At 68.9% G+C, this 26,712-nt stretch carries 26 protein-coding genes and 3 pseudogenes; 21 read left to right on the top strand and 8 right to left on the bottom strand.

Features of this window, described 5'->3' with window-relative positions:
- Positions 1-38: 38 nt before the first annotated feature.
- Positions 39-368, top strand: coding sequence for a WhiB family transcriptional regulator (locus KZX45_RS06090; RefSeq protein WP_248256831.1), 330 nt, complete (start codon positions 39-41; stop codon positions 366-368).
- A 127-nt stretch (positions 369-495) separates the two neighbouring features.
- A complete protein-coding gene (locus KZX45_RS06085; protein ID WP_248256830.1) occupies positions 496-711 on the top strand; it encodes a DUF6191 domain-containing protein in 216 nt (71 codons plus the stop codon).
- Positions 712-757: 46 nt separating this feature from the next.
- On the opposite strand, the pseudogene KZX45_RS06080 reads toward KZX45_RS06085, so the two are convergent.
- The 5 genes and pseudogenes from KZX45_RS06080 to KZX45_RS06060 all read right to left on the bottom strand — a co-directional run bounded on the left by KZX45_RS06080 (position 758) and on the right by KZX45_RS06060 (position 4,764).
- A pseudogene (locus KZX45_RS06080) lies at positions 758-1,856 on the bottom strand (IS110 family transposase).
- A 228-nt stretch (positions 1,857-2,084) separates the two neighbouring features.
- Complete coding sequence (locus KZX45_RS06075; protein WP_248256829.1) at positions 2,085-2,480, bottom strand: VOC family protein; 396 nt, start codon at positions 2,478-2,480, stop codon at positions 2,085-2,087.
- Positions 2,481-2,582: 102 nt separating this feature from the next.
- The gene (locus KZX45_RS06070) at positions 2,583-3,332 is read right to left on the bottom strand and encodes an SDR family NAD(P)-dependent oxidoreductase (protein WP_248256828.1); all 750 of its coding nucleotides are present in this window, start codon (positions 3,330-3,332) and stop codon (positions 2,583-2,585) included.
- Between the two features lie 162 nt (positions 3,333-3,494).
- Complete coding sequence (locus KZX45_RS06065) at positions 3,495-4,058, bottom strand: SRPBCC family protein (RefSeq protein WP_248256827.1); 564 nt, start codon at positions 4,056-4,058, stop codon at positions 3,495-3,497.
- A 127-nt stretch (positions 4,059-4,185) separates the two neighbouring features.
- Positions 4,186-4,764 carry a thymidine kinase gene (locus tag KZX45_RS06060; RefSeq protein ID WP_248256826.1) on the bottom strand — a complete coding sequence of 193 codons (579 nt, stop codon included), beginning with the start codon at positions 4,762-4,764 and terminating at the stop codon, positions 4,186-4,188.
- Between the two features lie 108 nt (positions 4,765-4,872).
- On the opposite strand from KZX45_RS06060, the gene KZX45_RS06055 reads away from it, so the two are divergent.
- Positions 4,873-5,448 carry a GNAT family N-acetyltransferase gene (locus KZX45_RS06055; RefSeq protein WP_248256825.1) on the top strand — a complete coding sequence of 192 codons (576 nt, stop codon included), beginning with the start codon at positions 4,873-4,875 and terminating at the stop codon, positions 5,446-5,448.
- A gap of 116 nt (positions 5,449-5,564) precedes the next feature.
- On the opposite strand, the gene KZX45_RS06050 is transcribed toward KZX45_RS06055, so the two are convergent.
- Complete coding sequence (locus KZX45_RS06050; RefSeq protein WP_248256824.1) at positions 5,565-6,188, bottom strand: malonic semialdehyde reductase; 624 nt, start codon at positions 6,186-6,188, stop codon at positions 5,565-5,567.
- A 151-nt stretch (positions 6,189-6,339) separates the two neighbouring features.
- Positions 6,340-7,083 carry an IclR family transcriptional regulator gene (locus KZX45_RS06045; RefSeq protein ID WP_248256823.1) on the bottom strand — a complete coding sequence of 248 codons (744 nt, stop codon included), beginning with the start codon at positions 7,081-7,083 and terminating at the stop codon, positions 6,340-6,342.
- 288 nt (positions 7,084-7,371) lie between these two features.
- On the opposite strand from KZX45_RS06045, the gene KZX45_RS06040 reads away from it, so the two are divergent.
- From KZX45_RS06040 to KZX45_RS05965, 16 genes are all read left to right on the top strand, one after another.
- The gene (locus tag KZX45_RS06040; RefSeq protein WP_374112569.1) at positions 7,372-8,217 is read left to right on the top strand and encodes an ABC transporter substrate-binding protein; all 846 of its coding nucleotides are present in this window, start codon (positions 7,372-7,374) and stop codon (positions 8,215-8,217) included.
- A gap of 28 nt (positions 8,218-8,245) precedes the next feature.
- A complete protein-coding gene (locus KZX45_RS06035) occupies positions 8,246-9,445 on the top strand; it encodes an FAD-dependent monooxygenase (protein ID WP_248256821.1) in 1,200 nt (399 codons plus the stop codon).
- Positions 9,446-9,788: 343 nt separating this feature from the next.
- Entirely contained in the window at positions 9,789-10,118 is a 330-nt protein-coding gene (locus KZX45_RS06030) for a hypothetical protein (RefSeq protein WP_248256820.1), read from the top strand.
- Positions 10,119-10,364: 246 nt separating this feature from the next.
- Entirely contained in the window at positions 10,365-11,270 is a 906-nt protein-coding gene (locus KZX45_RS06025; RefSeq protein ID WP_308221710.1) for an IclR family transcriptional regulator, read from the top strand.
- A gap of 88 nt (positions 11,271-11,358) precedes the next feature.
- On the top strand, positions 11,359-12,360 hold the full coding sequence (locus tag KZX45_RS06020) for an ABC transporter substrate-binding protein (protein WP_248256818.1): 1,002 nt from the start codon (positions 11,359-11,361) through the stop codon (positions 12,358-12,360).
- Positions 12,361-12,415: 55 nt separating this feature from the next.
- Positions 12,416-13,222 (top strand): sugar phosphate isomerase/epimerase, encoded by an 807-nt coding sequence (locus tag KZX45_RS06015; protein ID WP_248256817.1) that lies wholly within the window; start codon positions 12,416-12,418, stop codon positions 13,220-13,222.
- Positions 13,223-13,311: 89 nt separating this feature from the next.
- A complete protein-coding gene (locus KZX45_RS06010) occupies positions 13,312-14,220 on the top strand; it encodes an alpha/beta fold hydrolase (protein WP_248256816.1) in 909 nt (302 codons plus the stop codon).
- Entirely contained in the window at positions 14,217-15,029 is an 813-nt protein-coding gene (locus KZX45_RS06005) for an SDR family NAD(P)-dependent oxidoreductase (protein WP_248256815.1), read from the top strand. The genes KZX45_RS06010 and KZX45_RS06005 overlap by 4 nt, the downstream gene beginning before the upstream one ends.
- Entirely contained in the window at positions 15,026-15,658 is a 633-nt protein-coding gene (locus tag KZX45_RS06000; protein ID WP_248256814.1) for a nuclear transport factor 2 family protein, read from the top strand. Before KZX45_RS06005 ends, KZX45_RS06000 begins: the two co-directional genes overlap by 4 nt.
- Before the next feature lie 6 nt (positions 15,659-15,664).
- Positions 15,665-16,744, top strand: coding sequence for a Gfo/Idh/MocA family protein (locus KZX45_RS05995; RefSeq protein WP_248256813.1), 1,080 nt, complete (start codon positions 15,665-15,667; stop codon positions 16,742-16,744).
- A gap of 263 nt (positions 16,745-17,007) precedes the next feature.
- Positions 17,008-17,841 (top strand): ABC transporter permease, encoded by an 834-nt coding sequence (locus tag KZX45_RS05990; protein WP_248256812.1) that lies wholly within the window; start codon positions 17,008-17,010, stop codon positions 17,839-17,841.
- Positions 17,838-18,671, top strand: a complete 834-nt coding sequence (locus tag KZX45_RS05985; RefSeq protein ID WP_248256811.1) for an ABC transporter permease — start codon at positions 17,838-17,840, stop codon at positions 18,669-18,671. Before KZX45_RS05990 ends, KZX45_RS05985 begins: the two co-directional genes overlap by 4 nt.
- Positions 18,671-19,570: an ABC transporter ATP-binding protein gene (locus KZX45_RS05980; RefSeq protein WP_248256810.1), complete on the top strand. Its 900-nt coding sequence runs from the start codon at positions 18,671-18,673 to the stop codon at positions 19,568-19,570. Before KZX45_RS05985 ends, KZX45_RS05980 begins: the two co-directional genes overlap by 1 nt.
- 118 nt (positions 19,571-19,688) lie before the next feature.
- Positions 19,689-20,789 (top strand): maleylacetate reductase, encoded by a 1,101-nt coding sequence (locus KZX45_RS05975; protein ID WP_374112559.1) that lies wholly within the window; start codon positions 19,689-19,691, stop codon positions 20,787-20,789.
- A gap of 29 nt (positions 20,790-20,818) precedes the next feature.
- The gene (locus tag KZX45_RS05970; RefSeq protein ID WP_248256808.1) at positions 20,819-21,736 is read left to right on the top strand and encodes a dioxygenase; all 918 of its coding nucleotides are present in this window, start codon (positions 20,819-20,821) and stop codon (positions 21,734-21,736) included.
- A 99-nt stretch (positions 21,737-21,835) separates the two neighbouring features.
- Positions 21,836-22,462: a hypothetical protein gene (locus KZX45_RS05965; RefSeq protein ID WP_248256807.1), complete on the top strand. Its 627-nt coding sequence runs from the start codon at positions 21,836-21,838 to the stop codon at positions 22,460-22,462.
- A 56-nt stretch (positions 22,463-22,518) separates the two neighbouring features.
- Here KZX45_RS05965 and KZX45_RS05960 read toward each other — a convergent pair.
- Positions 22,519-22,908: pseudogene (locus tag KZX45_RS05960) on the bottom strand (DUF4395 family protein); the annotation flags it as partial.
- Positions 22,909-22,992: 84 nt separating this feature from the next.
- Between KZX45_RS05960 and KZX45_RS20440 the strand changes: the two are divergent.
- Together KZX45_RS20440 and KZX45_RS05950 are read left to right on the top strand one after the other, a co-directional pair.
- Positions 22,993-23,172 (top strand): annotated as a pseudogene (locus KZX45_RS20440) (hypothetical protein); the annotation flags it as partial.
- The gene (locus KZX45_RS05950) at positions 23,135-26,686 is read left to right on the top strand and encodes a hydantoinase B/oxoprolinase family protein (protein ID WP_308221709.1); all 3,552 of its coding nucleotides are present in this window, start codon (positions 23,135-23,137) and stop codon (positions 26,684-26,686) included. The pseudogene KZX45_RS20440 and the gene KZX45_RS05950, both read left to right, overlap by 38 nt.
- The last annotated feature ends 26 nt before the right edge of the window (positions 26,687-26,712 follow it).

The following is a 26,712-nucleotide window of genomic DNA, read 5'->3' as shown; positions in this document are numbered from 1 at the left end:
CCGGCGGCGGCGCAGCGCCTCTCCTGCGGAGTGTCACCGTGATCGCGAGGTTGTCGTGGGCCGTCGATGCGGCGTGCGCCAAGACCCCGCCCGACACCCTGTTCGTGCACGGCGCCGCTCAGCGCTCCGCGCGCGAGCTGTGCTTCACGTGCCCGGTCCGGATGGCCTGCCTCGTCGAGGCCCTGGGGTCCAGGATCGAGTTCGGGATCTGGGGCGCGATGACAGAACGGGAACGGCGCGCCCTGCTCAAGCAGCACCCCGACGTCACCGACTGGGCGGCCTGGCTCACCGAGAACGGCCGCGAGCTCGACACCCCTCCGATGCGGACGGCCCGGCTGCGGGCAGCGCGAGCCGTCGTCGCCGGCTGACCGGCAGGCGAGCAGTCCTCACCGGCTGACCGTCCGCGGCTGTCGACCCTGAACGCGTCGGCGCCGCGGCTGCGCTGACACACCGGAACCCTCATACCGCCGCGCCGCCACGGCGTACGGTGCAGGCATGTCGGAGTTCTTCATGATCTTCGAGCCGGGGCTGCGCCACCTCGTGGAGGAACGCGAGCGCCTGGAGCTGGATGTCCGGCGCCCCGGGGACGGCGCCCCGCCGTTCGGACCGGTCGACCTGGACTCCGGCGTCGCCTACCTCGAGCAGCGGCCGAAAAGGCGTGACGACCAGAAGCCCGACAACGACGCCGGGCCCGGGACCGGTTCGCCGTAGCGTCGATCGACAGGGGGTTCTCCCCTTCTCGATGCTCCTATGGATGTCAAGCGGCCTGTGGGAGGTCGGCGGTGGCAGTTGACGCGTGAGCGCTTCGGCTCTGTAGGTCGTTGGTGAGCGCTCGGTAGATCTCGCGGGCGATGTGGCGCTTGAGGCAGCGCATGATGTCCTTCTTGGACAGTCCTTCCTGGGTGCGGCGCTGGACGTAGGCGCGGGTGCGGGGGGCCCAGCGCATGCGGCACAGGGCGATGGTGTGCAAGGCGTGGTTCGCGGCCCTGTCCCCGCCGCGGTTGAGGCGGTGACGGTCCCGGCGCCCGGAGGAGGCGGGGATCGGAGCGACGCCGCACAGGTGAGCGAACGCGGCCTCGGAGTGCAGCCGCTCGGGGTTGTCCCCGGCGGTGGCGAGCAGTTGGCCGGCGACGTCAGGGCCGACGCCCGTGCGGGCGAGCAGGGTCGGGGCGGCCTGGGCGGTCAGGGTCTTCAGCTCGGCGTCGAGCTCGGCGATCTCCTCGACCAGGGCCAGGATCCGCCGGCCCAGACGACGCAGGGCGGCCTTGGTCGCCCCGGTCGGGTCGGCCAGGTCACCGGGACGCAGCCGGGCACAGGTCCGGGCCAGCTCGGTGGCGGAGAGGCCGCGCAGCTGCGCGCGCAGCGCCTCGGGGGCGGTGACCACGAGCTGGCGGGCCTGATTGATGGCCTGGGTGCGGGCCTTGACCGCCGAGCGGCGCGGGACCCGCAGGGCACGGATCGCCTCGACGATCCCGTCGCGGGTCTTCGGAGTCCCGGTGGCGCGCCCCGAGGCCACCGCGGTCGCGGCGGCGTAGGCGTCGATCGGGTCGGACCTGCCCCGCAGCCGGCGGGTCTTGCGGTCGGGGCGGTCGACCTCAACCACCCGGATCCCGGACCGGGTCAGGACCCGGGCTGAGCTCGGCACCGTAGGCGCCGGTGCCCTCGATCCCGACCGCGGTCACGGTGCCGTGGGAGCCCAGCCAGGCCATCAGCTGCCGGTAGCCGGAACTGGTGGCGGGGAACTCCTTGTCGGCCAGGTGCCGGCCGAGGAGGTCGACCACCGCGGCGTGATGCGTCTGGCCGTGGGTGTCCACCCCGGCGATGACTTCCAGGTGCTGATCCGTCATGCTGGTCACTGCTGTCCTCTCGCTGATCCCGGTAGGGCAGCACGCGCCGGCCGGGCGGGCGGACAAGACAGTGGCGGGGCTTCTGAACCAAGCTCCTATAAGGTCACAGACGCCCGTCCGGTCGCGTGCGTGATGGTCCCCTCGAGCGGGCCGACATATCGCAAACAGGACAGCCGAGGCGTCGGTCAGGCCGAGAGTCAGACCCACCCGAAGGAACCACCACACACATCATCACTGTCAGGCCTCGAACCCGATCAGCCAGTGCAGGCCGAAGCGGTCGACGACCTGGCCGTCGGACGCGCCCCAGGGCCGCGTCTGCAGCGGGTCCACCACCCGGCCGCCCTCGGAGAGGCCGGCGAACCAGGCGCGCATGGTCTCCGGCGAGGCGGTGCCGAGCAGCGCCAGCATCATGCCCTCGAATCGCACCGGCGCCTGGTTGCCCGCGGCGTCGGCGCCGTAGAGGGTGATCGGGCCGTCGGCCAGGAGGCCGTGGGCGACGGCGTCGGCGGGGCCGTCGTTCCTGCTGAACTCGGCGAAGGTGTGCAGCTGCACGGTGCAGCTGAAGAGGTCGCCGTAGAAGGTGAGCGCCTCGCGCGCCGTGCCGGGGAAGTGGATGTAGGGCGTAGGGCTCATGGGTCGCAGGTTAACGCCCACGTCAACACGCCCCGCCCCGCCGTTCTGGCGGAGCGGGGCGGTGGGGCGGAGCCGTTCGGGGACCCTCGAGATCCGGGCCGGTCAGCTCGCCGTGTAGCCGCCGTCGGCGAGGTAGTAGCCGCCGGTGAGGAAGGACGCCTCGTCGCTGAGCAGGAACGTGACCAGGTGGGAGACCTCCTCCGCGCGCCCCAGGCGCCCGAGCGCGTGCTTGGCCGCGAGGGCGTCGCGCTGCTCCTGGGGCAGGTTCTCGAGCAGCGGGGTGGCGATGTAGCCGGGACCGACGGCGTTGACGCGCACGCCCTGGGTGCCGTACTCGACGGCGGCGTTGCGGGTCATCCCCACGACGCCGTGCTTGGCGGCGGTGTACGCGGTGTTCCCCGGTGCGGCGACCGCGCCGTGGATCGACGCCATGTTGACGATGGCGCCCCCGCCCGACGCGAGCATCGCCGGGATCTGGTAGCGCAGGCCGTAGAGCACGCCGTTGAGGTTGATGTCGATGACCCGGGCCCAGTCCTCCAGGTCGATCTCGCCGGTAGGGGCGGCCTTGCCGCCGATGCCGGCGTTGTTCACCGCGAGGTCGAGGCGGCCGTACGCGTCGAGCGCGGCCTGGACGACCTTCTCGGACTCGGCGGCGACCGCGGTGTTCTGTTGGACCGCCATCGCCGTCCCGCCCGCCTCGGTGATGCGCCCGACGGTGGCCTCGGCGGCGGACATGTTGATGTCGGTGACGACCACTCGCGCCCCGCCGGCCGCCAGCTCCTCGGCGATGGCGGCGCCCAGGCCCGAACCGGCCCCGGTGACGATGGCAACCTTGCTGTCGACGGAAGACATGCTGCTCACTTCTTTCAGGTCTCGCGGCCGTCCTTGTGGCGCCCACGTGTTCATGTGTTTGCATGAACCAGGCCGGAGAGCCGGAAATTCCCGGGCGTTTCCGCCCGAAGCGGGCGACGTCCCGGACAGGGCGACGACGACGGCGGCGGCGCGCCGCGACGGTCAGAGTCCCGCCGTGCGGTACTCGGGACTGAAGCGCACGTCCGGCCGCCCGTCGGGGGCGGCCGGGTACGGCGTCCACGTCCGCTCCGCGACCAGCTTGACCCGCTGCACCAGGAGGTCGACCAGTTCCTGGTGGTGGCGCTCGAACGCCTCGGCGTCGTGGTTCGGGGGGACGGTGAACCGTTCGCGCTGCTCGAACCGGCAGCCGCCGGCGGTGTCGCTGAGCGCGTACGTGGTCCGGGAGGCGTCGTCGAGGCTCCCCAGCACCCGGGTCACCGCGAGCTCCCCGGGCACCTCGTCGACCAGCTCGATGCCGACGATGTGCTTGCGGCCCTCGTGCACGGTGATGAACCCCTGGACCTCGCCGACCCCCTCGGGCGTCCCGGGGACGTGGAACCCGCGGATGATGTGCGGGCTGAGCAGCGGCCCGTTCTCCGCCGGCTTGATCAGCGCCCAGACGCTCTGCCGGGTGGCGGCGATCTCGACCGAGCCGGAGACCTCGATGACCTCGCCCTGGCCGCCGTCCAGCAGGGGGCGGTAGTCGCGCTGGAACCACTTCCTCATTCGGGGGATTATTCGCGACGGCGACGCTTTACGGACCGTTTCGGAGCTTCCCTCCCCCCGCACTTCGGAGAGATCGACGAGTTCGCCGAGCCGGACCGCGAGAGGCCCCCGGACGAGTCCCGCGATGTCAGGCCAGCGTCTCGTGGTGACGCCGGCACCGGGCCTGGTACGACTCGATCCCACCCACGTGCTCGGCGGTCGGGACGCGGGCGTCGCCGACGTCGCCCGCGCGCACGCGCTGGTGGAACGGCGCGTCCTCCCCGCACACCGTGCACACCGCCGTCAGCTTGGTGACGTCCTCCGCGAGCGCCATGAGGGAGGGGAGCGGCTCGAACGGGCGGCCGTCGAAGGTCACGCACAGGCCGGCGACGACGACCGTCATGCCCCGCAGCGCCAGGTCGCCGACCACCGGGACGAGGTCCGCGCCGAAGAACTGTGCCTCGTCGATCGCGAGCAGGTCCAGCTGCTGGCCGGCGACGAGCTCCACCAGCGAGGGGACGTCCGGCGCCGCGCGGGACGGGACGCTGAGCCCGGAGTGCGAGGCCACCTGGCCGGCGCCGTGCCGCTCGTCGAGCGCGTGGTTGACCACCTCGACGGCGAGCCCGGCGAGCTGGGCGCGGCGCACCCGGCGCAGCAGCTCCTCGGACTTCCCGGCGAACATCGGCCCGCAGACCACCTGCAGCCGCCCCAGCCCGTCCCTGTGCATGCCAGGCAGCCTAGTGACGACGGCGCAGCCGCCACGTGTCGGAGGGTCGCGCCACACTGTGACCATGCGCGCACGACGACATCACAGGCCGGGCCGGGGAGGTCACCGATGACCTGGGAGACGCATCCCGTGACGCCCGACCGGTTCGAGGACTTCGCCGACGTCATCAACCCGAACCGCCGGGCGACACACTGCTGGTGCCTCTCGCACCGGCTACGGGCCAAGGACATCGAGGAGCTCGGCGGCGGTGACCGGGAACAGGCGATGCGGGCCCTGTGCGAGCGCGAGAACCCGCCTGGGGTGGTCACCTATCTCGACGGCGTGCCGGTCGGCTGGTGCAACGTCGGGGCCCGTGCCGAGATACCCCGCCTCGCCGGCTCGAAGCTCATCCGCCCGGTCGACGACGTGCCGGTGTGGAGCATCATCTGCGTCGTCGTGCGCAGCGGGCACCGGAAGAAGGGAGTCACGGGCCAGCTCATCGAGGGCGCGGTGGCGTACGCGGCGTCCCGCGGCGCGCCGGCGGTCGAGGCCTACCCGGTGGACCCGCCCGGGCGCATGGACCTGACGATGGCGTTCGTCGGCACGCGGTCCATGTTCGAGAAGGTGGGGTTCCGGGTGATCGGGACGACCGACGCCGTGGCGAGCAGGATGCCGCGGATCGTCATGCGCAGAGACATCCCCTGAGCCTCGAGACCGCGCTGGAGGCGGTCTGTCGGGGTAGCGGCTGAGGCGCCGGGGGATGGACGAGCGACGGGCGCGGCCCCCGGTCGGAGGCCGCGCCCGTCGGTCAGCTCAGAGGCTCAGAGCGTCGTGACGACCTCGTCGAAGCCGAGCCGCGGCAGGCGGTCGTGCCAGGCGTCCTCGGCGGGCTTGCCCATGTTGATGGCGACCAGCACGCGGTGACGGCCGTCCGGGAAGAACTCGCGGGAGATCGCGTCGGCGTCGAAGCCGGTCATCGGGCCGGCGGCGAGGCCGGCCGCACGGATGCCGATGATCGCGTAGCCCACCTGGAGGCCCGTGTTGAGCTCGGCGGTGCGGGCGCGCGACTCCTCGTCACCGGCGAACATGTCGCGGGCGCCGGGGAAGTGCGGGAACGTCCGCGGGAGCTCGTCGTGGAAGTCGATGTCCGCGGCAAGAAGGGCGGTGGCGGGGGCGGCCGCCGTCTTGGCCCGGTTGCCCTCGGACATATGGGGGAGGAGGCGGGCCTTGGCCTCGGCGGAACGGACGACGACGACCCGGAGCGGCTGGGTGTTCATCGACGTGGGCGCCCACTTCACGAGCTGGAAGATCGCGTCGATCTGCTCGTCGGTGACGGGCTCGTCCGTGAACGCGTTGGCCGTGCGGGCCTCGCGGAAGAGCAGGTCCTGGGCGCGCTCGTCGAGGACGAGCGCGTTCTGGGTCTGAAGGTCAGCAGTAGTGGTCACAAGTGGTTGAACCGTCGATTACTGCCTGATGTTTCCGAATTGGAGGTGGGTCGGGTCACAACTCGGGGACCGAGCCCAGCTCTCCGAATGACCTGCCGGCCACGTCCGGGCGAGTGAGTGGTACGTGGCCAGGCCGCCCCGCCTCGCGCCGCTACCGAACTCCGGCTCTTGGGGTCCAGCCGAGCCGTCGGGAGATGCCGAGCGCCGACGCGATCACGGTTGGCGTGACGGCCCGCAGGTAGACGGTGCCCGACCTGACGACCACCGACAGGGCAGCCACGACGTTGCCGTCGGCATCCATGATCCGCGAGGCCACCGAGTCGGCCATGCTGCTCGTCTCCTCACGGACGGTGGCGACGCCGGTGCCTCGGCACTCTGCCAGCACCTGCCCGAGCCGCTGCGGGTCCGTGATGGTCCGCGGTGTCAACCGAGGAAGCCCGTCACCGATCACCCGCTGGACGATCTCCTCCGGCGCGTGTGCCAGGAGCACCTTCCCCACTCCCGAGCTGTGCAGCGGCAGGTGGCCACCGACCTGGGACACGACGTCGACCGCGGGGCTCGCCGACAGCCGCTCCACGATCACCGCCTCGGTGCCCTCTCGCACCGCGAGCTGAACGTGCTGTTTCAGGGCCGTGTAGAGGTCCTCCATGAACGGCAGCGCGGCCGAGCGTAACGGGACCGTCAACGGCGCGAGCGTGCCGAGCCGCCACAGCCGGAGTCCGACCGTGAACGTGCCGTCGGTGGCGCGGTGGAGGGCACCCACCTGCACAAGCTCGAGGACGAGCCGCCGCACGGTCGCGTGGGGCAGGCCGGTGATGCGAGTCAGCTCGGCGAGCGACAGCCGCGTCCGCCCTGGCTGAAACGCATAGAGGATCTCGAACAGCTTGGAACTCACGCTCCGGCCGGGTTGGCTCGTCCGCGGCATGCTCCTCCTCCGCCGCACCCGTCATTGATCGTTGAATGAACATAGCCGTTCCCCCACGATCGCAGGCTCGGGAAGCATCGGGGCTTCACCCGGATAAGCACGTTTTCACCGCGACAAAGGAGTCCGCCGTTGAAGAAGACACTCGGCCCGGTCGGCGCACTGGCCGCTGCTGTCGCCCTTGCTGCCTGCGGCGGTGGCGGGGCAGCCGAGAGCGGAGGTGGTGAGGCACCCACGACCGGCTCGCTCACCCCTGTCACCGTGGGCGTGATGCCCATCGTCGACACCGCAGCAATCTTCCTCGGCGAGAAGGAGGGCATCTTCGCCGAGCACGGCCTCGACCTGACCTTCGAGATGGCGCAGGGAGGAGCGGCAATCATTCCCGCGGTCGTCAGCGGTACCTACGACTTCGGCTTCTCCAACGTCCCCTCCCTCATCGTCGCCACGGGCCAGGGCCTGCCGCTGCGGCTCATCGCACCGGCCAACACCACGACCGGCGACACGACGTCGGACTTCAGTGCCGTCGTCGTGCCGGAGGGCTCGGACATCCAGAGCCCGAGCGACCTGGCCGGGCGCACGGTTGCGGTCTCGACGCTGAAGAACATCGGGGACGTCACTGTCAGCCACGTCGTCAAGGGCGCGGGAGGAGACCCCTCGGCGGTCGAGTTCGTCGAGATGCCATTCCCCGACATGCCCGCCGCGCTCGCCTCCGGGCGGGTCGACGCCATCTGGGTGCTGGAGCCCTTCCTCACGATCGCCAAGAACGACGGCGGGCGGGTGATCAGCCACAACTACGCCGAGACCGACCCCGAGCTCCTCATCGCCGCGTACTTCACCACCGGCGACTACGCCGCGAAGAACTCCGACACGGTCGAGGCGTTCACCGCCGCCATGGTCGAGTCCCAGTCGTTCGCCCGGGACAACCCGGACGAGGCGCGCGCCATCCTCGGCGAGTACACCGAGATCTCTCCCGAGGTCCGCGAGCAGCTCGTCATGCCGGAGTTCCCGACCGAGCTCAGCGCCGCGGCGGTCGACCTGCACGCCGACCTCGCGCTCGAGTACGGGCTGGTGACCGAGCCGGTCGACGTCGCGGCCCTCCTGCCGTGACCGGGCCGAGCGGAGGCCGAGGAGCGAGATGAGCACGAGATCAGATGGTCCGCGCGTCGCCGTGGTGGGCGGCGGAATCGGCGGCATGGCGACGGCTGCCTTCCTGCACCGCGCCGGGATCGGCGCGACGGTGTACGAGCAGGCCGGTGAGCTGGGGGAGGTGGGAGCCGGTCTGGTCGTCGCGCCCAACGCAGGCAGACTGGTCCGGCGCCTGGGGGTGATGGACCTCCTCGAGGAATCGGCCGTGCGGATGGAGGTGGGCTGGGAGTTCCGGCGGTGGAAGGACGGTGAGGTCATCTCCTCGGAAAATCTCACCGAGGCGTGCGAACACCTCTACGGCGAGCACACCTACACGGTCCACCGTGCCGACTTCCTCGACGTGATCCGGGCCGCGGTGCCGGACGGTGCCGTCCGCCTCGGCGCCCGGTGCGTCGCCGTCGAGCAGGACGACGACGGTGTCCGCCTCACGTTCGCCGACGGCAGTGTGGACAGGGCCGACGTCGTCGTCGGTGCCGACGGGGTCCACTCGGTGGTTCGGAGCACTGTGACGGACCCGTCGCCGCCGGAGTACTCCGGCATCTGCGCCTTCCGGGCGCTCGTCCCGGCGGACGTGGCCCCCGCCTTCGCCCGTCGGCACGCGCACACGCTGTGGATCGGGCCCGACCATCACCTGGTGCACTACCCGATCTCTGCCGGTCGGCTGGTCAACCTCGTGGCTTTCGCGCCGGCCGGGGACTACACCGACGAGTCCTGGAGCGCGACTGCGACGGTCGAGGAGTTCCTCTCCGAGTTCGAGGGGTGGGACCCGCGACTCACGGAGCTCATCAGTGCCGCGGGCACCCCGGGACGGTGGGCGCTGCTGGATCGGGCACCCCTCACCCGCTGGACCTCGGGGCGCGTGACCCTGCTCGGCGACGCGGCGCACCCGATGTTCCCGTTCTACGCCCAGGGGGCGGCGCAGGCCCTGGAGGATGCCGCCACCTTGGCGGCCTGCCTCGCCGCCGAGCCCGACCCGGGGCAGGCGCTGCGCCGGTATGAGGAGATCCGCCTGCCGCGGACCACCCGGATCCAGCAGGTCAGCCACGCCCGCGCACACATCAACCACCTGCCCGACGGGCCGGAGCAGGAGTCGCGGGACGCCGCCCTTGCGGACGGTGACCCGCTGGTCGCCAACGGCTGGATCTACGGCCACGACCCGGAGGCCGAGTTCACGGGGACGCCTGCCTGAGATTCGAGCGCCGCGCGGCCGTCCGCCCCAGGGTGCGCCCCCAGAGAACGATCAGACCCCGGCGGGCAGAGGCGGGAGTGGGCGCGAGGCGACTTCGAGCGCGTCGTCGGCTGGCACGCCGACCATGGTGAGCGTCGACTCGGGAAGATCTGGTCGATGTTCTCGCGGGCGGCGGTGGAGAGCGGGAGGTGGAGGATCGCCAGCAGAGCGCCGAGGGTGCACGAGGTGGCCACCTCGACGTCGGGACGACGAATCGACCGCGCTCGACGCCGATCCGCAGGTCTTGGGAGGCACGTGGGCCGAGGATGTCGATGAGCTGGGGGTTGGTCGCACGAAGGACTACGTGACAAATCTGCCTGTGGAGACGACCGGCCACGCTGTCATCGCGGCGTACCACGACCCGTGGCGGGTCGAGGCCTCGTTCCGCATCACCAAGTCGGACCTGCGCGCCAGGCCGGTGTTCCACCGCCAGCGAGATGCCATCGGGGCACACCTGACCGTCGTCTTCGCCGCGCTGGTCATCACCCACTTCCTCACACGCGAGCCCGGCGAGTCCATCAAGAAGATCGTCCGGACCCTCCGACTGCTGCGCACCGTCGCCATCGGCATCGACGGTCCCCAGACCGCGCCGACCCGACCATCACGCGCGAGGCCCGCGCGCCTCCTCGATTAACCGCCCCCGGATCACTACGGGGCACTACGCCTGTGACAGTCGGCAGAATCCTCGAAGCGTCGATTGGAGAGCCACGGAGTCGGGAGGAGGTCGGGGCGCGCGGTTGCCGAGGAGCCAGTCGAACCCTGACCCGGACGCACGCTCACTGCTCGATTCGCTCGTCATCGATTCGTTCACCCATCACACATAGCGCCGTGTTCGGTGACGCCGAGGCGGGTGGCGCTACCGTAGGAGCAGGAGCCAGTGATGGCAGTCCCAGCCGTTTCGTCCCTTAGCGGCGGTTACGGAAAGTCTGCGAGACACCGCTGGCGTCCATCATCACGTCCACTCGGTGATGGGTGGTGTAAGTGTCCGACAAGAAGAAGACTTGGACGTGCTCGTATGAGTGGTAACTCCAGAGAGCCAGGACGAACGACGATCCATCGCGCGTGGTCTGTCTTGGGCGCATTTGAATCGACGCGGCCGACGATGACGCTGACGGAAATAGCCAGCGTGACAGGAATTCCGCTTTCCACGGTACATCGACTTGCCGCCGAGCTCGTTGATGTCAAAGCGCTAGAACGCACTTCTGCAGGGCGTTACCGAATCGGAGTTCACCTCTGGGAGCTTGCATCTTTGATACCATTTCGAGCCCAACTGCAGCGAGTCGCCCTGCCGTACATGCAGGACCTCTACGAGGCAACGCATGAAAATGTGCATCTCGCCGTGGAGGATGGGCTGGAGGCTCTCTACATCGAAGTAATTTCCGGCCATAAGTCCGTTCGTACGGAGACGAACATCGGGCGGAGAGCACCCTTACACGCAACGAGCGTCGGGAAGGTAATGCTCGCGTTCGGTGGTGATGACCTCCTGGCGTCAGTCGGCGAGACATCCCTGCGTCAATACACCCCCTATACCATCACCAACTACAGGCGCCTCTGCCAGGTTGTAGGGACGGTGAAAGAAGAACAGATCGCTGCAGTGCACAGTGAGTTCACGATCGGTGTCAGTTCCGTTGCGGTGCCGGTTTTTAATTCGGCCGGAGAATTTGCGGCCGCGCTCACCATCGTCGCTCGGGCCGGGACAAACTACTCACGTCTCGTCCCAGCGCTTCGGACGTCCGCATCGGCGATCGGCCGCCGGTTGTCCCCCGCCGTGGGGGGCGGCTCGTAAGGGTCACTTCCGCTCAGCGGGAGGGTGTGAACTATGCCGTCCTTCTCCGAGCTAGCGTCTTGCCCGGCTCGTCCCCCAGAGCCACTCCGTGACTTACCAGGAGGCAAAGATGCCGCTTCGTAGACGTTCGATCATTCTCATCGCCGCTGCTTCTGTGCTGGCCACCACGGCGGCCTGCGGCTCCTCCGCCGGAAGTGCGCCGGAAGCGGAGGGCTCTGCAGCGGAAACCATTCCGCTCACCGTAGGCATTCTCACGAGCCTCGACGTGGCGCCGGCTTACCTGGCCGAGGAACTCGGCATGTTTGACGAGCACGGTCTTGACGTGACCTTCGAAATCGCTGAGGGTGGCGCCGCCCTACTCCCGAGTGTGGTCAGCGGACAATATGACATTGGATTCAGCAACCCGGTGTCGCTTGCTGTTGCTCGTGGGCGCGGTATGGATGTAACAATCATCGCCGCCGGCAGTGCGTCGCTGAATGAGGAACCCGACTACAGTGCTGTCCTGGTGAATGGGCAGAGCACGCTGACCTCGGCCAAGGAACTCGAAGGCAAGACGGTCGCGGTGAACACCCTGGCAGGCAATGCCTATGTCACGACCCGCCAGTCCATCAGGGCCGCCGGGGGCGACCCCGACAAGGTGAACTTCGTCGAGCTCAACTATCCGGATATGGTCCCGGCGCTGGCTGAATCGCGCGTGGACGCCGCGTTCGCCGTCGAACCCTTCGTGTCTCTTCACAAGGATGCGGGTAACAAAGTCCTGTCCTGGCCTTTCCTGGACACCAGCCCCAACAACGTGGCCGGCGTCTACTTCGCGATGCAGCAGACCGTCGAGCAGCAGCCAGACGCCGTTGAGCGGTTCACCGCCGCGATCTCGGAGGCTTCTAAGTTCGCCTCCGAGAACCCCGACGAGGTGCGGGCTCAGGTCTCCAACTTTACAGAGATGGACGAGGAGCTGACGGCCAAGGTGTTGCTTCCCCAGTATCCGGAAAGCGTCAACGCCGAGTCGATCCGTACGCAGGCTGAGCTCGCCCAAAAGGACGGACTGGTCGAGGCCCCCATCGACGTCGACGAACTAATTGCCGCCAATTGAGGCAGCTGCTACTGGAGCGGTGGCCCCGCGGTCCTGTCCTGCTAGGGGTGAGGTAATGCAAAACTCGGTGGCGTTCGATGTCACGCTCTCGGCGATGAACTTGCCGCAATTGAACTTCCAAGAAAGGTGTCGAGCAGCGGCGACGGCGGGATTCACCGGGATAGGCCTCAGCCTCCGCCAATGGCTGACCGAGCGCGACCGAGGCGCGGACGTGCAAACGATCAAGGCGATCCTCGCAGACAACGGCTTGGTCCTGACGGAAATCGAGGGCCCATGGGACTGGGCACACCAAGGCGACTTGAACGAGGAAGACGCGCTGATGGTGGAACTAGTTAACGCGTTCGGGCCCCTACAGGTCACTGCGGTGCAGCTGGCCCCGACAACCGGCAGCGGAATTCGGGCGGGCTTACGTCGGTGGGCGACGCTCGTGCAGGAGCGGGACTCCGTGATCGCTCTGGAGTTCATGCCCTTCGGCCAGGTGGCCGATCTGCGAAGCGCTCTCACCATTCTGGAATCCGTGGAAAGTGGCAGCGTCGGGCTGCTGCTCGACACATGGCACGTGGAGAGAACAGCGGCCTGGTCGGAGCTTCACAACATTCCGATCGGTTCGATCTGCTCGGTGCAGTTGTGCGACGCCGAGGGGCAAGCCGCGGCGGATGTCAGGTGGGAGGCGCGTCACCGCCGGCAGCTGCCCGGCGAGCAGTCTCGTCAACTCGTCGAAAGGCTCGACCGTCTGGGCCACACGCCGCGGTATGCCGTTGAAGTGTGGTCGGACGGCCTCAATGAGCTCGACCAGAGCGAAGTGGCCCAGCAACTGTACGCGGCGGCGACGGACGTTCTCGGGCGTGGGCTGGCCTCCTAAGGACGTCCCGAGTTAGGCGAGTATGGCTATTCACGGACCGTTGACAGTACGTTCGCGTCATTCAAGCAAGTTGATTGGAGAGGCAACAAGTGAGCAAGTCCAGAAGGCATTTCAAGATCGAGGTCGATGACGGGGTTGTGCTTCATGGTGTGCGTATGGGCCACGGCTACCCGGTCGTGCTCCTGCACGGATTTCCCCAGGATCTCCATGAGTGGGACCAGGTCTCACCGCTGCTCCAGGATGAATACGAACTAATCGCGTTCGACCTCAAGGGCAGCGGTGGATCTTCAAAAACAGCGGCCGGCTACGACAAGAAGCGCCTCGCCGCTGAGATTGATGCGGCATGCCATCAGCTTGGCCTGGACCAGGTGGCCGTGATCGGCCACGACATTGGTGGAATGATCGCGTACTCGTGGGCAGCCTTTTATCCCGAGAGGGTCTCTCGCATCGCGGTGATCGACGTTCCGATCCCTGGCGTGAGTTTCTGGGACGACGCCCTGAGGGACCCCCTCCTATGGCACTTCGCATTCCACATGAAGGAAAATCTTCCTGAGGCTTTGCTGGAGGGCAAGGAGGCTCTTTACGTTCATGAGTTCGTTCGTGAGCGGGCGGTTAACCTGGACGCGTTCGAGAACGGGCTTCTTGACACATACACGCAGAATTTCGCGGCTCCTGGCACTAAGCACGGGATGCTCGGCTGGTACCGAGCGTTTCCCGACGATGCCGAAGACAATCGGGGCCGCCTCGAATTGGGTAAGCTAACACTCCCTGTGCTTGCTGTCGGGGGGCGCGCACGGTGGGGCTCCCAGATGGAATCGATCATGCGCGAATTCGCCCTCGACGTGACGGGTGCGGTGATCGAAGACTGTGGGCACTGGGTGCCGGAGGAGCAGCCAGAAGAGCTCGCACGTGTGCTCAAGGCCTTCCTCAGCGAGCCGGATGGCCGAGGTTCTGAGGCGGCGCTCACTGTCTCTGGAGCAGCGAGCGTGTCCCGATGACAGAGAAGGCGATCGCCCTCGTCACGGGTGCGGGCGGTGGACTAGGGTCTGTAGTCTCTCGCAGGCTCTCCGAAGCTGGCTTTCATATTCTGCTTGTCGATGTCGAGACCGAGGGTTTGGAGCGCATCGCACAAACGCTGCCCGGCTCCTGGGAAATCCACCAGTGCGACGTAACGGACGAGGGGTCCGTCAGCCAGATGATGGGCCGCATCGGCAATGATAACGGTCATCTTGATGTGCTCGTCAACAATGCCGGAATCGAGAGCGGAGCGCTTCTAGCTGACCTCTCAGCAGGCGACTGGAGGCGAATCTTCGAGGTCAACGTCACCGGACCGTTCTTGCTCGCGCGCGCCGCTCTACCGATTTGGCGTCGAACTAGAACTGGCACCATCGTGAACATCTCGTCACGGACCTGGTTGAGTGGTGGAAGCGACGCTGCCTACGTCTCTTCGAAGGCGGCGCTCGTCGGGCTGACGCGTGCACTCGCGTCCGAGCTCGGGTACCTCGGCGTGACGAGCAACGCCGTTGCTCCGGGATTCGTCAAGTCGCAACTGAGCCACGTCAAGGGTGACCCTGCTCAGGTCGAGGACTTCGCACAGCGATTCATGGAGGCCAGCCCGCTTAATCGGCCGGTGACCCCAGAGGACGTTGCGGAAACCGTCGCGTTCCTTGCCTCACCCGGTGCGCGGGCCATCACAGGTGAGGTCGTGCACGTAGCAGCTGGATCGCAGATGGCGGTCCGGGTAAAGACAGCCGCCCAGCGGCGGGTTGAACAGCATGCAGCAATAGAATCGGAGGCGAGATCGTGAACGACGCATACAAGATCCGGCAGGCGGTCGAGCAATGGGCGGTCTGGCGCGATGCCGGTTACTGGGACAGGTTCGCAACCCTCTGGCACGACGAAGGCACCATGAGTGCCACCTGGTTCGTGGGCGGCTACAGGGACTTCATTGAAGCGAGCCGTCGAGGCTTTGACGCCGGCGTGCGGATCCTGCACTTCCTGGGTGGATCGGCTGTTGACGTGGCGGTCGATCGCGCGGTGAGCGAGACGAAGATGACGATCACCCAACGCGCCGAGGTTCACGGTGTACTCGTCGATGTCATCTGCACCGGACGCTTCTATGACTTCTTTATCCGTGAGGCCGGAGAATGGCTGCTGAGGCGGCGGCAACCGATCTACGAGCTGGATCGGATGGTCCCGGTTGTGCCCGGCGTGGCTCCAGTAATCGACATGGAGCGTTGGGAGTCGCTGCCATCCGGCTACAGGAACCTCGGTTACCTTCAAGAACAGCTCGGGATGAAGGTGCGGACAGGTCTGCCTGAACTCACTGGAGCGGCTACGGAGCGGCTCTATCGCGATGGCGCTGCTTGGCTCGACGGCCAAAGTCTGCCCGGAGAGAGCGCGGCTCACGTTGACGTCGTCGGGATAACCGGCTGAGGCGCCGTGACCATCCGAGTCGGGATCCTAGGCTGTGGCGGCATCGCGGGTAATCACGTGGAGGCATACCGGCGCATCGCCGAAGTTGAGGTAGTTGCATGTGCGGACATCGACCACCCCCGGGCCACATCGTTCGCTGAGAAGTACGAAGTGCCGAACTGGTTTGGATCACTCGGTGCCTTGCTCGAGGCGGGCATCGATGTACTGAGCGTGTGTACGCCGCACCCCACGCACGAGCATGCGGTTGTCGACGCGGCACAAGCAGGAGTGCACGTCCTGTGCGAGAAACCCATCGCTCTCACAACTTCAGCCGCACAGCGGATGGTCGATGCCTGCGAGACTGCAGGCGTAACCCTCGGTGTCCTCTTTCAGCGTCGTTTCTGGCCGGCTAGCCAGAGGGTCCGGAAGATCATTGATGAGGACGTCCTAGGCACGCCATTTCTTGCGCACTGTTCAGTGCTCCTGCACCGCGACCCGGACTACTTCACGAGAGATCCATGGCGAGGAAAATGGGACACAGATGGCGGTGGCGTTCTCATGACGCAGGCCATCCATTATATAGACCTGCTGCAGTGGTTCATGGGTCCCGTCGCCGAGGTCACAGGCCGATGTGGTACGTACATTCACGGCGAGTACATCGAGGTCGAGGATGCTGCGACCGCACTATTGACGTTTACTTCTGGCGCGATGGCCACGATTTCCGCCACGACTGGGCTAACTCCCTCCGAGGGAGTGCAGATCCGGATCACGGGATCATCCGGAGCTACCGTGGCACTGGCGGAATACCCAGAGGGTACCGGCCAACTGGAGATTTGGGACGTGCCGGGTCAGGTTTTCCACGCTCCTGTTCTCGGACGTGCTATCAACGCCGATGTGTCGTCCTCCGTCATAAACGATGCGCTTAAGCCCTACCACGTGTTACAGGTGTCGGACTTCATCGCGGCTCTTAGAGAGAATCGCGAGCCGGCAGTCACAGGAGTCGAAGCGATGAAGTCTCTGAGGGTGGTAGAGGCAATTTACGAGTCGCATCGAACAGGTAAAACTGTGCGCTTCGACCCAGCGTACGTGTCATCACATATGCCGTGACGGTTGGCGTGAGCATGATTGTGGTCCCCAACAAACTAGCGTGCCCGTGTCCGAGCGAGCGAAGAAGTCGGAAGGGGCCGGGTAGGTGTCAAAATGCGAAAGCCTGTGTTGTCGGCCCTGGCCATTGCGATCGACGGCCGAGTGACGTATTTCCTCGAAAGTTGGCTGAGAATGACAGGAAGAACTCCGGATGAGGTGCTCATGATGCTATTTCCGTACGGTGATTTGCGTTCGTCTCAAGTCGGTGATAGGGACCAGCTGCCGTGAGCACCGCAACTGTGACACGCACGCCTGTAGCCCGGGGGGTCGCTCGGCCGCTGCGCCGTGGGACGCCGAGCGCGCTGCTCGGGCTCGCGGGTGTGCTGTGCGTGCTGGTGCTGCTGGAGGCGCTGCCCCGGCTGGGGGTGGTGGACCGGCGGTTCATGCCGCCGTTCTCGGAGATGTTCTCCGCCCTGGTGACGCGGTTGCAGACGCCGGAGTTCTGGACGGCGCTGGGTGACACGCTGACCACCTGGGCGATCGGGCTCGTGATCGCGATGGTCGCCGGCATCGTCGTCGGCATCGTGGTCGGCTCGGTCCGGGTGCTGCGGGAGGCGACGTCCTCGACGATCGAGTTCCTGCGGCCCATCCCGTCCGTCGCGCTGATCCCCCTGGCGGTGCTGCTGTACGGCACGGGCCGGGAGGCCACGCTCCTGCTGGTCATCTACGCCTCGTTCTGGCAGGTGCTGGTCCAGGTCCTCTACGGCGTCCAGGACGTCGACCCGGTCGCGCGGGACACCGCGCGGTCCTACCGGTTCTCGGCGCTGACGCAGGCCCGGACGGTGATCTGGCCGACCGCCCTGCCCTACATCGTCACCGGCTTCCGGCTGGCCGCGACCGTGGCGCTGATCCTGACGGTGACGGGCGAGCTGATCATCGGCACCCCGGGGCTGGGCAAGCTGCTCGCGGTGGCCCAGTCCTCCGGTGCCACGGCGTCGATGTACGCCCTGGTGATCGTGACCGGGCTGCTGGGCGTCGGCGTGAACCTTCTGGCCCGTGCCCTGGAACGCAGGATCCTGCGCTGGCACCCCTCGATCCGGCGGGAGAACGCAGCATGACCACGATCACGACCGTTCCCAAGGCGCGGGCAAACTTGAGCGATAGCCGCCGGGACTCCCTGCTACGGCCCCTCATCGTCATCCTGGCCTTGCCTGTGGCGCTGGTCGCCGGTTGGTGGCTCTGGTCGGCGGACAGCGAGTCCTTCTTCGCCCCGCCGCTGGCGGACATCGTGGCCGCGTTCCCCTCCACCTGGCTGGAGGGCCGGCTGACCTCCGACGTCCTGCCCTCGGTGATCCGGCTGCTCATCGGCTACGCCATCGCGCTGGTGGTGGGGATCGCCCTGGGCATGGCGATCGGCCTGTCGCCGACGGTGCGGGCGTTCACCGAGCCCGCGCTGGAGTTCTTCCGGGCCATCCCGCCGCCGGTGATGATCCCGATCCTCATGCTGTTCCTGGGCATCTTCACCACCATGAAGGTCTTCGTCATCGCCACGGGCTGCCTGTGGCCGATCCTGCTGAACACCATCGAGGGCGTGCGCAGCATCGACGACGTGCTGCGCGACACCTCCCAGGTCTACCGGCTGCGCAAGAGCACCCAGCTGCACACCCTGGTGCTGCGCGGGGCGTCCCCGCAGATCATGACCGGCGCCCGCCAGGCCCTCTCGATCGGGATCATCCTGATGGTGATCTCGGAGATGTTCGCCGCGACCAACGGCCTGGGCTTCACCATCGTGCAGTTCCAGCGGTCCTTCGCGATCCCGCAGATGTGGACCGGCATCATCCTGCTCGGCCTCGTCGGGGTCGTGCTCTCGATCATCTTCCGCGCCGTCGAGCGCCCCGTGCTGGCCTGGTACCGCGGCCTGCGCCAGTCCCAACGAGGAGGCAACTAATGAGCTCGAACACCACCGCCGAGAGCGCCTACCGGCCCGCCGCCGGGACCGACATGCTCGACGTGACCGGGCTGAACAAGGTCTACCACTCCGACGCCGGGGACACCGAGGCCATCCGCGACCTCACCTTCACGGTCAAGGCCGGGGAGATGGTCTGCATCGTCGGCCCCTCCGGCGCCGGCAAGACCACCCTGCTGCGCTGCCTGTCCGGGCTGCTGGCCCCGACCCACGGGACCGTGTCCCTGGAGGGCCAGGTCGTCAAGGGCCCGCCCAAGGGCATGGCCATGGTGTTCCAGGAGTACGCCCGCTCCCTGTTCCCCTGGCTGACCGTGGCGCAGAACGTTGAGCTGCCCCTGAAGGAGAAGGGCGTGCCGAAGTCCCAGCGCGGCCCCAAGGTCGCCGCCGCCCTGGAGGCCGTTGGCCTGGCCGACGTCCCACGGTCTTACCCCTGGCAGCTGAGCGGCGGCATGCAGCAGCGCGTCGCGATCGCCCGCGCGGTGGCCTACGAGCCGCACATCCTGCTCATGGACGAGCCCTTCGCCGCCGTCGACGCCCAGACCCGCGCCGACCTCGAGGACCTCGTCCGCGACCTGTGGCACCGCCTCGGCCTGACCCTGCTCTTCGTCACCCACGACATCGACGAGTCCATCTACCTCGGCCAACGCGTCCTCGTCCTGTCCGGCCGGCCCACCGTGATCATGGAGGACGTCACCGTCAACCTCCCCGACGAGCGCGACCAGCTCACCACCCGCAACGACCCCGAGTTCGCCCGCCTGCGCGCCCACGTCTACGACCTCGTCCAGAAGGCTAAGCGCGGCCACCGCCCCGACGAGACGGGTGCAGCTATGGAGACGGTGAATCGGCCTTCGCTGACAGCCGGGCTAGCGACCCCTCTGTGAGGTGCTAATTCATGCTTCGGTGCGCACGGGTAATGCGCAACTGACATGCCCGAGCCGTTAAGCACTCAATGGTTGAATTGCTCGCGGTAAGACGAAAGGAACGACAATAGTGCTTGATGTGTTCGAGCATGTCACGCTGGGCCAGCGGGTGGTCTTCGGTGCGGGCCGAGCCGCGGAGCACGTCGCCGTCGAGGTCGCGCGCCGCGGCGCGGCCCGCGCGATGGTGGTTGCCTCGCCGCGGGAGCGTGAGATCGCCGAGCGGGTGTGCGCGCGCATCGATGTCGCGGTGTGGTTCGACGACGTCGTGCAGCACGTGCCGGTGGAGAAGGCCGAGACGGCTCGTGCGGTGGCGGCCGAGCACGGCGTGGACCTGCTCGTCAGCGTGGGCGGCGGGTCGACCGTCGGCCTGGCGAAGGCGGTCGCCCTGACGACGGGCATCCCGATCGTCGCCGTCCCGACGACATACGCGGGCTCGGAGGCGACGAACGTGTGGGGGCTCACGCAGGACCGGACCAAGACCACCGGCGTGGACGACCGGGTCCTGCCGGCCACGGTGGTCTACGACGCGACCCTGACGACGTCGCTGCCGGTGGGGATGTCGGTGGCGTCGGGGCTCAACGGCCTGGCGCACTGCGTGGACTCGCTGTGGGCGCCGCGGGCGGACCCGATCAACCAGGCGCTCGCCCTGGAGGGTGCCCGGGCCCTGGCGCTCGCCCTGCCGGGGGTCGTGTCGGACCCGGCGGACCTGGAGGCGCGGGAGCGGGCGCTGTACGGCTGCTACCTCTCGGCGGTGGCGTTCGCCTCCGCCGGGTCGGGCCTGCACCACAAGATCTGCCACGTGCTGGGCGGCACCTTCGACCTGCCGCACGCCGAGACGCACGCGATCGTGCTGCGTTACGTCGTGGCGCTGAACGCGCCCGCCGTCCCGGAGCTGGCCGGCCGCCTCGCGGCTGCGCTGGGGGGCCCAGCCGCCAAGGGCCAGGACCCCGCTGCGGCAGCGGTCGAGACGCTCAACCGGCTCTACGAGAGGCTGGACGCCCCGCGGCGCCTGGCTGACCACGGCCTGACGGAGCGCGACCTCCCCGAGGCGGCGAGCCGCGTGCTCGAGGCGGCCCCGCCCTCGAACCCCACGCCCGTGACCCGCGAGAACCTCACCACCTTGCTCCGTGAAGCCCTCGAGGGCGTCACGCCGAGCGCCGGCCTCCAGCTCGTCCGCTGAGCCGGCACCTACCAGACGGGAGCACCACCATGACCGAGACCGCCATCCCAGCCACTGCGACGAACGCGAGCGTGGAGCAGGCCGCACGCGAGCAGGAGCTGACCGACCGTGTCGTCGCCAGCTTCGACGGGTGTGAGAGCCCGCGGCTGCGCCAGCTGATGCAGTCCCTGACGCGTCACCTGCACGCCTTCGTCCGCGACGTGCGCCTGACCGAGGAGGAGTGGAACACCGCCATCGCGTTCCTCACCGACGCCGGGCACATCACCGACGAGCGCCGCCAGGAGTTCATCCTGCTCTCGGACGTGCTCGGGGCGTCGATGCAGACCATCGCGGTGAACAACGAGGCATACAAGAACGCCACCGAGGCCACCGTCTTCGGGCCGTTCTTCGTCGACGACGCCCCGGAGATCCCCCGCGGCGGTGACATCGCGGGCGGCGCGCACGGCACGCCGTGCTGGGTCGAGGGCACCGTGACGGACACGGAGGGCAACGTGGTCCCCAACGCCCGGATCGAGGTGTGGGAGGCCGACGAGGACGGCTTCTACGACGTCCAGTACGACGACGGCCGCGTCGCCGGCCGGGCGTGGCTCCCCTCGGACGAGAACGGCCGGTACGCCTTCTGGGGCCTGACCCCGACCCCGTACCCCATCCCCCACGACGGCCCGGTGGGCAAGATGCTCGAGTCGGTCGGCCGCTCGCCGGTGCGCGCGGCGCACCTGCACTTCATGGTCACCGCCCCCGGCTACCGCACCCTGGTGACCCACATCTTCCTCGAGGGTGACCCCCAGCTCAAGATCGGCGACTCCGTCTTTGGCGTCAAGGACTCCCTCATCAAGCGCTTCGAGGACCAGGCACCCGGCACCCCCACCCCGGACGGACGCGACCTCGGCGACCAGACCTGGGCCCGCACCCGCTTCGACATCGTCCTCGCCCCGGAGGTTCGCTGACCGCGGCAACCGCTCAGCCCGGCGACCCCAGCGTCTGAGGACGGACGCCGGGGACCTTCGGTCCTTGCCCCGTGCCCGTCGCGCCCGAAGGCTGGCGTCGTGAGGCCACGCACGCGCCCGACCCTCGTTGCTGCCGCCGTCGGGGCGGCGGTCCTCTACGCCCGGTACCTCCGGCCCTGGCAGCTCACCTGGGGCGCGACCCCGGACGAGGTCGCCCGGGCCCTGCCCGGCGACGAGCTCGTCCCGGCGCCGACCTTCAACGCCACGCGGGCGGTCACCGTGGCCGCACCGCCGGAGCGGATCTGGCCGTGGCTGGTCCAGGCCGGGGTGACCCGCGCCGGCTGGTACAGCTACGACCTCCTCGACAACCTCGGCCGCCCCAGCGCCCGGCGCATCGTCCCCGAGCTGCAGCACCTCGCCGTGGGCGACGTCGTCCCGATGAGCCCGGACGGGAGGCACGGCATGCGGGTCCACGCGATGGATCCGCCGTCGTCCATGATCTGGGGCACGCCGGGGGACACCACGTGGACGTGGCAGCTCGACCCCCGGCCGGACGGCTCGACCCGGCTGATCACCCGGGTGCGGTCCCGCTACCGGTGGTTCTCCCCGGCCATCGCCTTCTCCGTGCTGCTGGAGTTCGGCGACATCTGGATGATGCGCAAGATGCTGCTCAACCTGCGCGACCGGGCCGAAGGCGCCCCGCCGCCGCCGAAGATCTTCCAGTAGATCCACGACCCGAGGCACCAGAGCGTCGTGGCCAGGATCGTCGCGCCGACGATGACTGCCCCGCCAAGAACGAACCCCAGCACGGGCAGCCCGAACTGGAAGGACAGGGCCGCACCCGCCGTCAGCGTGGTGGAGATGAGGTAGGAGAACCGCCTGGGCGCCGGCGTGGGCGGCAGCTTCGGGGCGCCGAACAGGTGACGGACGCCGACGTTGTAGAGGACGTCGATGACCATGCCCCTGGGGAGCAGGGCACCGCTGAGACCGATCGGCACCAGCAGCGCCAGCCAGACGGGAGACTGCAGGGCCAGCCCGATCGAGAGCAGGATGATGCACACCGCTGGCGTGAACCGCAGCGGCAACGCGTAGCGGGCCTTGGCCTCCTGGTCGAGGTAGTCAAAACCCTGGGCGTTCAGGTTCTTCTCCGTGAAGGCACTCACGGTTGCCATCTCGGCATCTCTCTGCGGCGAAGTTGCCCGCGGGAGGAGGGGCGGGCGCCGTCCCCCGGGCCGGCTGCCTGTGCGGGACCCCATATGCGCCGCTTTGGGGTGTTTCGTCACCATCCTTTCGCGCGACGGAGGGCTCCGCCAGGGACTATCGGCCCAGCTCTCGAGGGCAATCCCGCCCGACTGGCTAGGGTCCACACCATGACCGGCTGGCAGTTCTGGATCGACCGTGGCGGCACGTTCACGGACGTCGTCGCGCGCCGCCCGGACGGCACCCTGGTCACCCACAAGCTGCTCTCCGAGGACCCGGCCCGCTACCGCGACGCCGCCGTGCATCCGCCACCTCCTCGGCGTCGCGCCCGGCGCACCGGTCCCCACCGGGCGGATCGACGTCGTCCGCATGGGCACCACCGTCGCCACCAACGCCCTCCTCGAGCGCACGGGCGAGCCCACTCTCCTCGTCATCACCAGGGGCTTCGCGGACGCCCTGCGCATCGGCTACCAGGAGCGCCCGCGCATCTTCGACCGGCACATCGTCCTGCCCGAGATGCTCTACGCGCGGGTCGTCGAGGTCGATGAGCGCGTCACCGCCCAGGGCGAGGTGCTCACCGAGCCCGACCTCGCCGCGCTCGAGCCCGCGCTCCGCCGCGCCAAGGATGACGGCATCGACGCCGTCGCCGTCGTCTGCCTGCACAGCCACCTCTACCCGGCGCACGAGCGGGCCGTCGGCGAGCTCGCCCGCCGGCTCGGCTTCGGCCAGGTCTCCCTCTCCGCCGAGGTCAGCCCGCTGATGAAGGTGGTCCCGCGCGGCGACACCACCGTGGTGGACGCCTACCTCAGCCCGATCCTGCGCCGCTACGTGGACCAGGTGGCCGCCGAGCTACCCGGCGTGCGGCTGCTGTTCATGCAGTCCAACGGCGGCCTGACCGAGGCCCGCCACTTCCGCGGCAAGGACGCGATCCTCTCCGGCCCCGCCGGCGGCATCGTCGGCATGGCGGAGATGTCCGCGGCCGCCGGCCTCGACCACGTCATCGGGTTCGACATGGGCGGCACCTCCACCGACGTCTCCCACCACGCCGGCGAGCTCGAGCGCGTCTTCCACACCGAGATCGCCGGCGTGCGGCTGCGCGCCCCGATGCTCGCCATCCACACCGTCGCGGCGGGCGGCGGGTCGGTCCTGCACGTCGACGGCGACCGCTACGTCGTCGGCCCCGACTCCGCCGGCGCCGACCCCGGCCCCGCCTGCTACCGCCGCGGCGGACCGCTGACCGTCACCGACGCCAACGTCATGCTCGGCCGCATCCAGCCCGCGCACTTCCCGGCCGTCTTCGGGCCCAACGGCGACGAGCCGCTCGACGCCGACGTCGTCCGGGACCGCTTCGCCGAGCTCGCCGCTCGTATGCGCGAGCTGACCGGCGACGACCGCACACCCGAGGAGGTGGCCGAGGGCTTCCTCGCGGTCGCCGTCGCCAACATGGCGAACGCGGTCAAGAAGATCTCCGTCGCCAAGGGGCACGACGTCACCACCTACGCCCTGACCACCTTCGGCGGCGCCGGCGGTCAGCACGCCTGCGCCGTCGCCGACGCCCTCGGCGTCCGCACCGTCCTCGTCCCGCCCCTCGCCGGCGTGCTCTCGGCGCTGGGCATGGGCCTGGCCGACGTCACCGCCATGCGCGAGCAGTCCGTCGAGGCCGAGCTCGACGACGCCGTCGTGCCCCGCCTCGAGGCCGTCGCTGCCGAGCTCGAGGCCGCCGCCCGCACCGAGCTGGACGACGGCGCCGCCTCCCGCGGCACGGACATCGACGTGGTGCGCCGCGCGCACCTGCGCTACGAGCGCACCGACACCGCCGTCCAGGTGCTCCTCGCCGACCCGGCCGCGATGCGCGGGGAGTTCGAGGGCGCGTACCTGCGCACCTACTCCTTCCTCATGGACCGCCCGCTCGTCGTCGAGGCGGTCTCCGTCGAGGTGGTCGCCCGCGCGCCGCGCCCGGCCGTGGCCGTCGCGGCCGAGGAGGGGGACGACGGCGGAGCCGAGGTGACCGTCCACCTCGGCGGGCGGGCCCGGAAGGTCCCGCTGCGCCGTCGGGAGCACCTGCCCGCCGGGACCGCGGTGAACGGCCCGGTGATCGTGGCCGAGGCCAACGCCACGACGGTGGTCGAGGACCGCTGGTCCGCCGTCGTCCTGCCCGACGGCGCCCTGCGGCTGGACCGCACGGGGGAGCGGGAGCGGCCCTCGGCGACCACCGCGGCGGACCCGGTGCTGCTGGAGATCTTCAACAACCTGTTCATGTCGGTCGCCGAGCAGATGGGCGCCCGGCTGGAGTCGACCGCGCAGTCGGTCAACATCAAGGAGCGGCTGAACTTCTCCTGCGCCCTGTTCGACGTCGGCGGGCACCTCATCGCCAACGCTCCGCACATGCCGGTGCACCTGGGCTCGATGGGCGCGACGGTGCAGGAGGTCATCCGCCGCCGCGGGGAGGAGATCCGCCCCGGGCAGGTGTACGCGGTGAACGACCCGTACCACGGCGGCACCCACCTGCCCGACGTCACCGTGGTCACGCCGGTCTTCGACGACGACGGCGCCCGGGTGCTCTTCTTCGTCGCCTCCCGCGGGCACCACGCCGAGATCGGCGGGCTCACGCCCGGCTCCATGCCGGCGTTCTCCACCACGCTCGAGGAGGAGGGCGTGCTGTTCGACAACTGGCTCCTCGTCGACGGTGGGCGGTTCCGCGAGGCGGAGACCGAGGCGCTGCTGACCGGTGGGCCGTACCCGTCGCGCGACCCCGCCACCAACCTCGCCGACCTGCGCGCCCAGGTGGCCGCCAACGCCAAGGGCGTGCACGAGGTGCGGGCGATGATCGACCACTTCGGGCTCGACGTGGTGCAGGCGTACATGCGGCACGTGCAGGACAACGCCGAGGAGGCGGTCCGGCGGGTGATCGACCTGCTCGACGACGGCGCGTACGACTACGAGACCGACGCCGGCGCGCACATCCGGGTGCGGATGGCGGTGGACCGGGAGGCGCGGTCGGCGACGATCGACTTCACCGGCACCTCCGGCCAGCTGGGCACAAACCTCAACGCCCCCTCCGCGGTAACGACGGCGGCGGTGCTGTACGTGTTCCGCACTCTCGTGGACGCGGACATCCCGCTCAACGACGGGTGCCTGCGGCCGCTGCGGATCGTGCTGCCGGAGCCGTCCATTCTGGCGCCGGAGTACCCGGCGGCGGTGGTCGGCGGGAACGTCGAGACCTCCCAGGCGGTCACCGGGGCGCTGTACGCGGCGCTCGGGGTGATGGCCGAGGGGTCCGGGACGATGAACAACGTGACGTTCGGCAACGAACGGCACCAGTACTACGAGACGGTGGCGTCGGGGTCGGGCGCCGGGCCGGGGTTCGACGGGACCGACGTGGTGCAGACGCACATGACGAACTCCCGGCTGACCGACCCCGAGGTGCTGGAGTGGCGCCTGCCCGTGCTGCTCGAGTCCCACGCGATCCGCCGCGGCAGCGGGGGAGCGGGCCGGTGGCGCGGCGGCGACGGCGGGGTGCGGCGGATCCGCTTCCGCGAGCCGATGACCGTCAGCCTGCTGACCAACCACCGGCGGGTGCCGCCGTACGGCATGGCCGGTGGCCAACCCGGTGCGCTTGGGCGGAACTCGACCGAGCGGGCCGACGGCGGCGTGGTTCAGCTAGGTGGGAGCGACGTGGCCGAGGTCTGGGCCGGGGACGTGCTCTTGGTTGAGACGCCTGGCGGAGGAGGTTATGCGCCAGAAGTGTAAGTGGAAGGAGGGCAGCGATTACGGCT

The organism is Georgenia sp. EYE_87 (assembly GCF_023148685.1).
Classification (GTDB): Bacteria; Actinomycetota; Actinomycetes; order Actinomycetales; family Actinomycetaceae; genus Georgenia.
The sequence above is the reverse complement of the archived record's forward strand: the minus strand, read 5'-3'. Positions and strand labels throughout refer to the sequence as shown.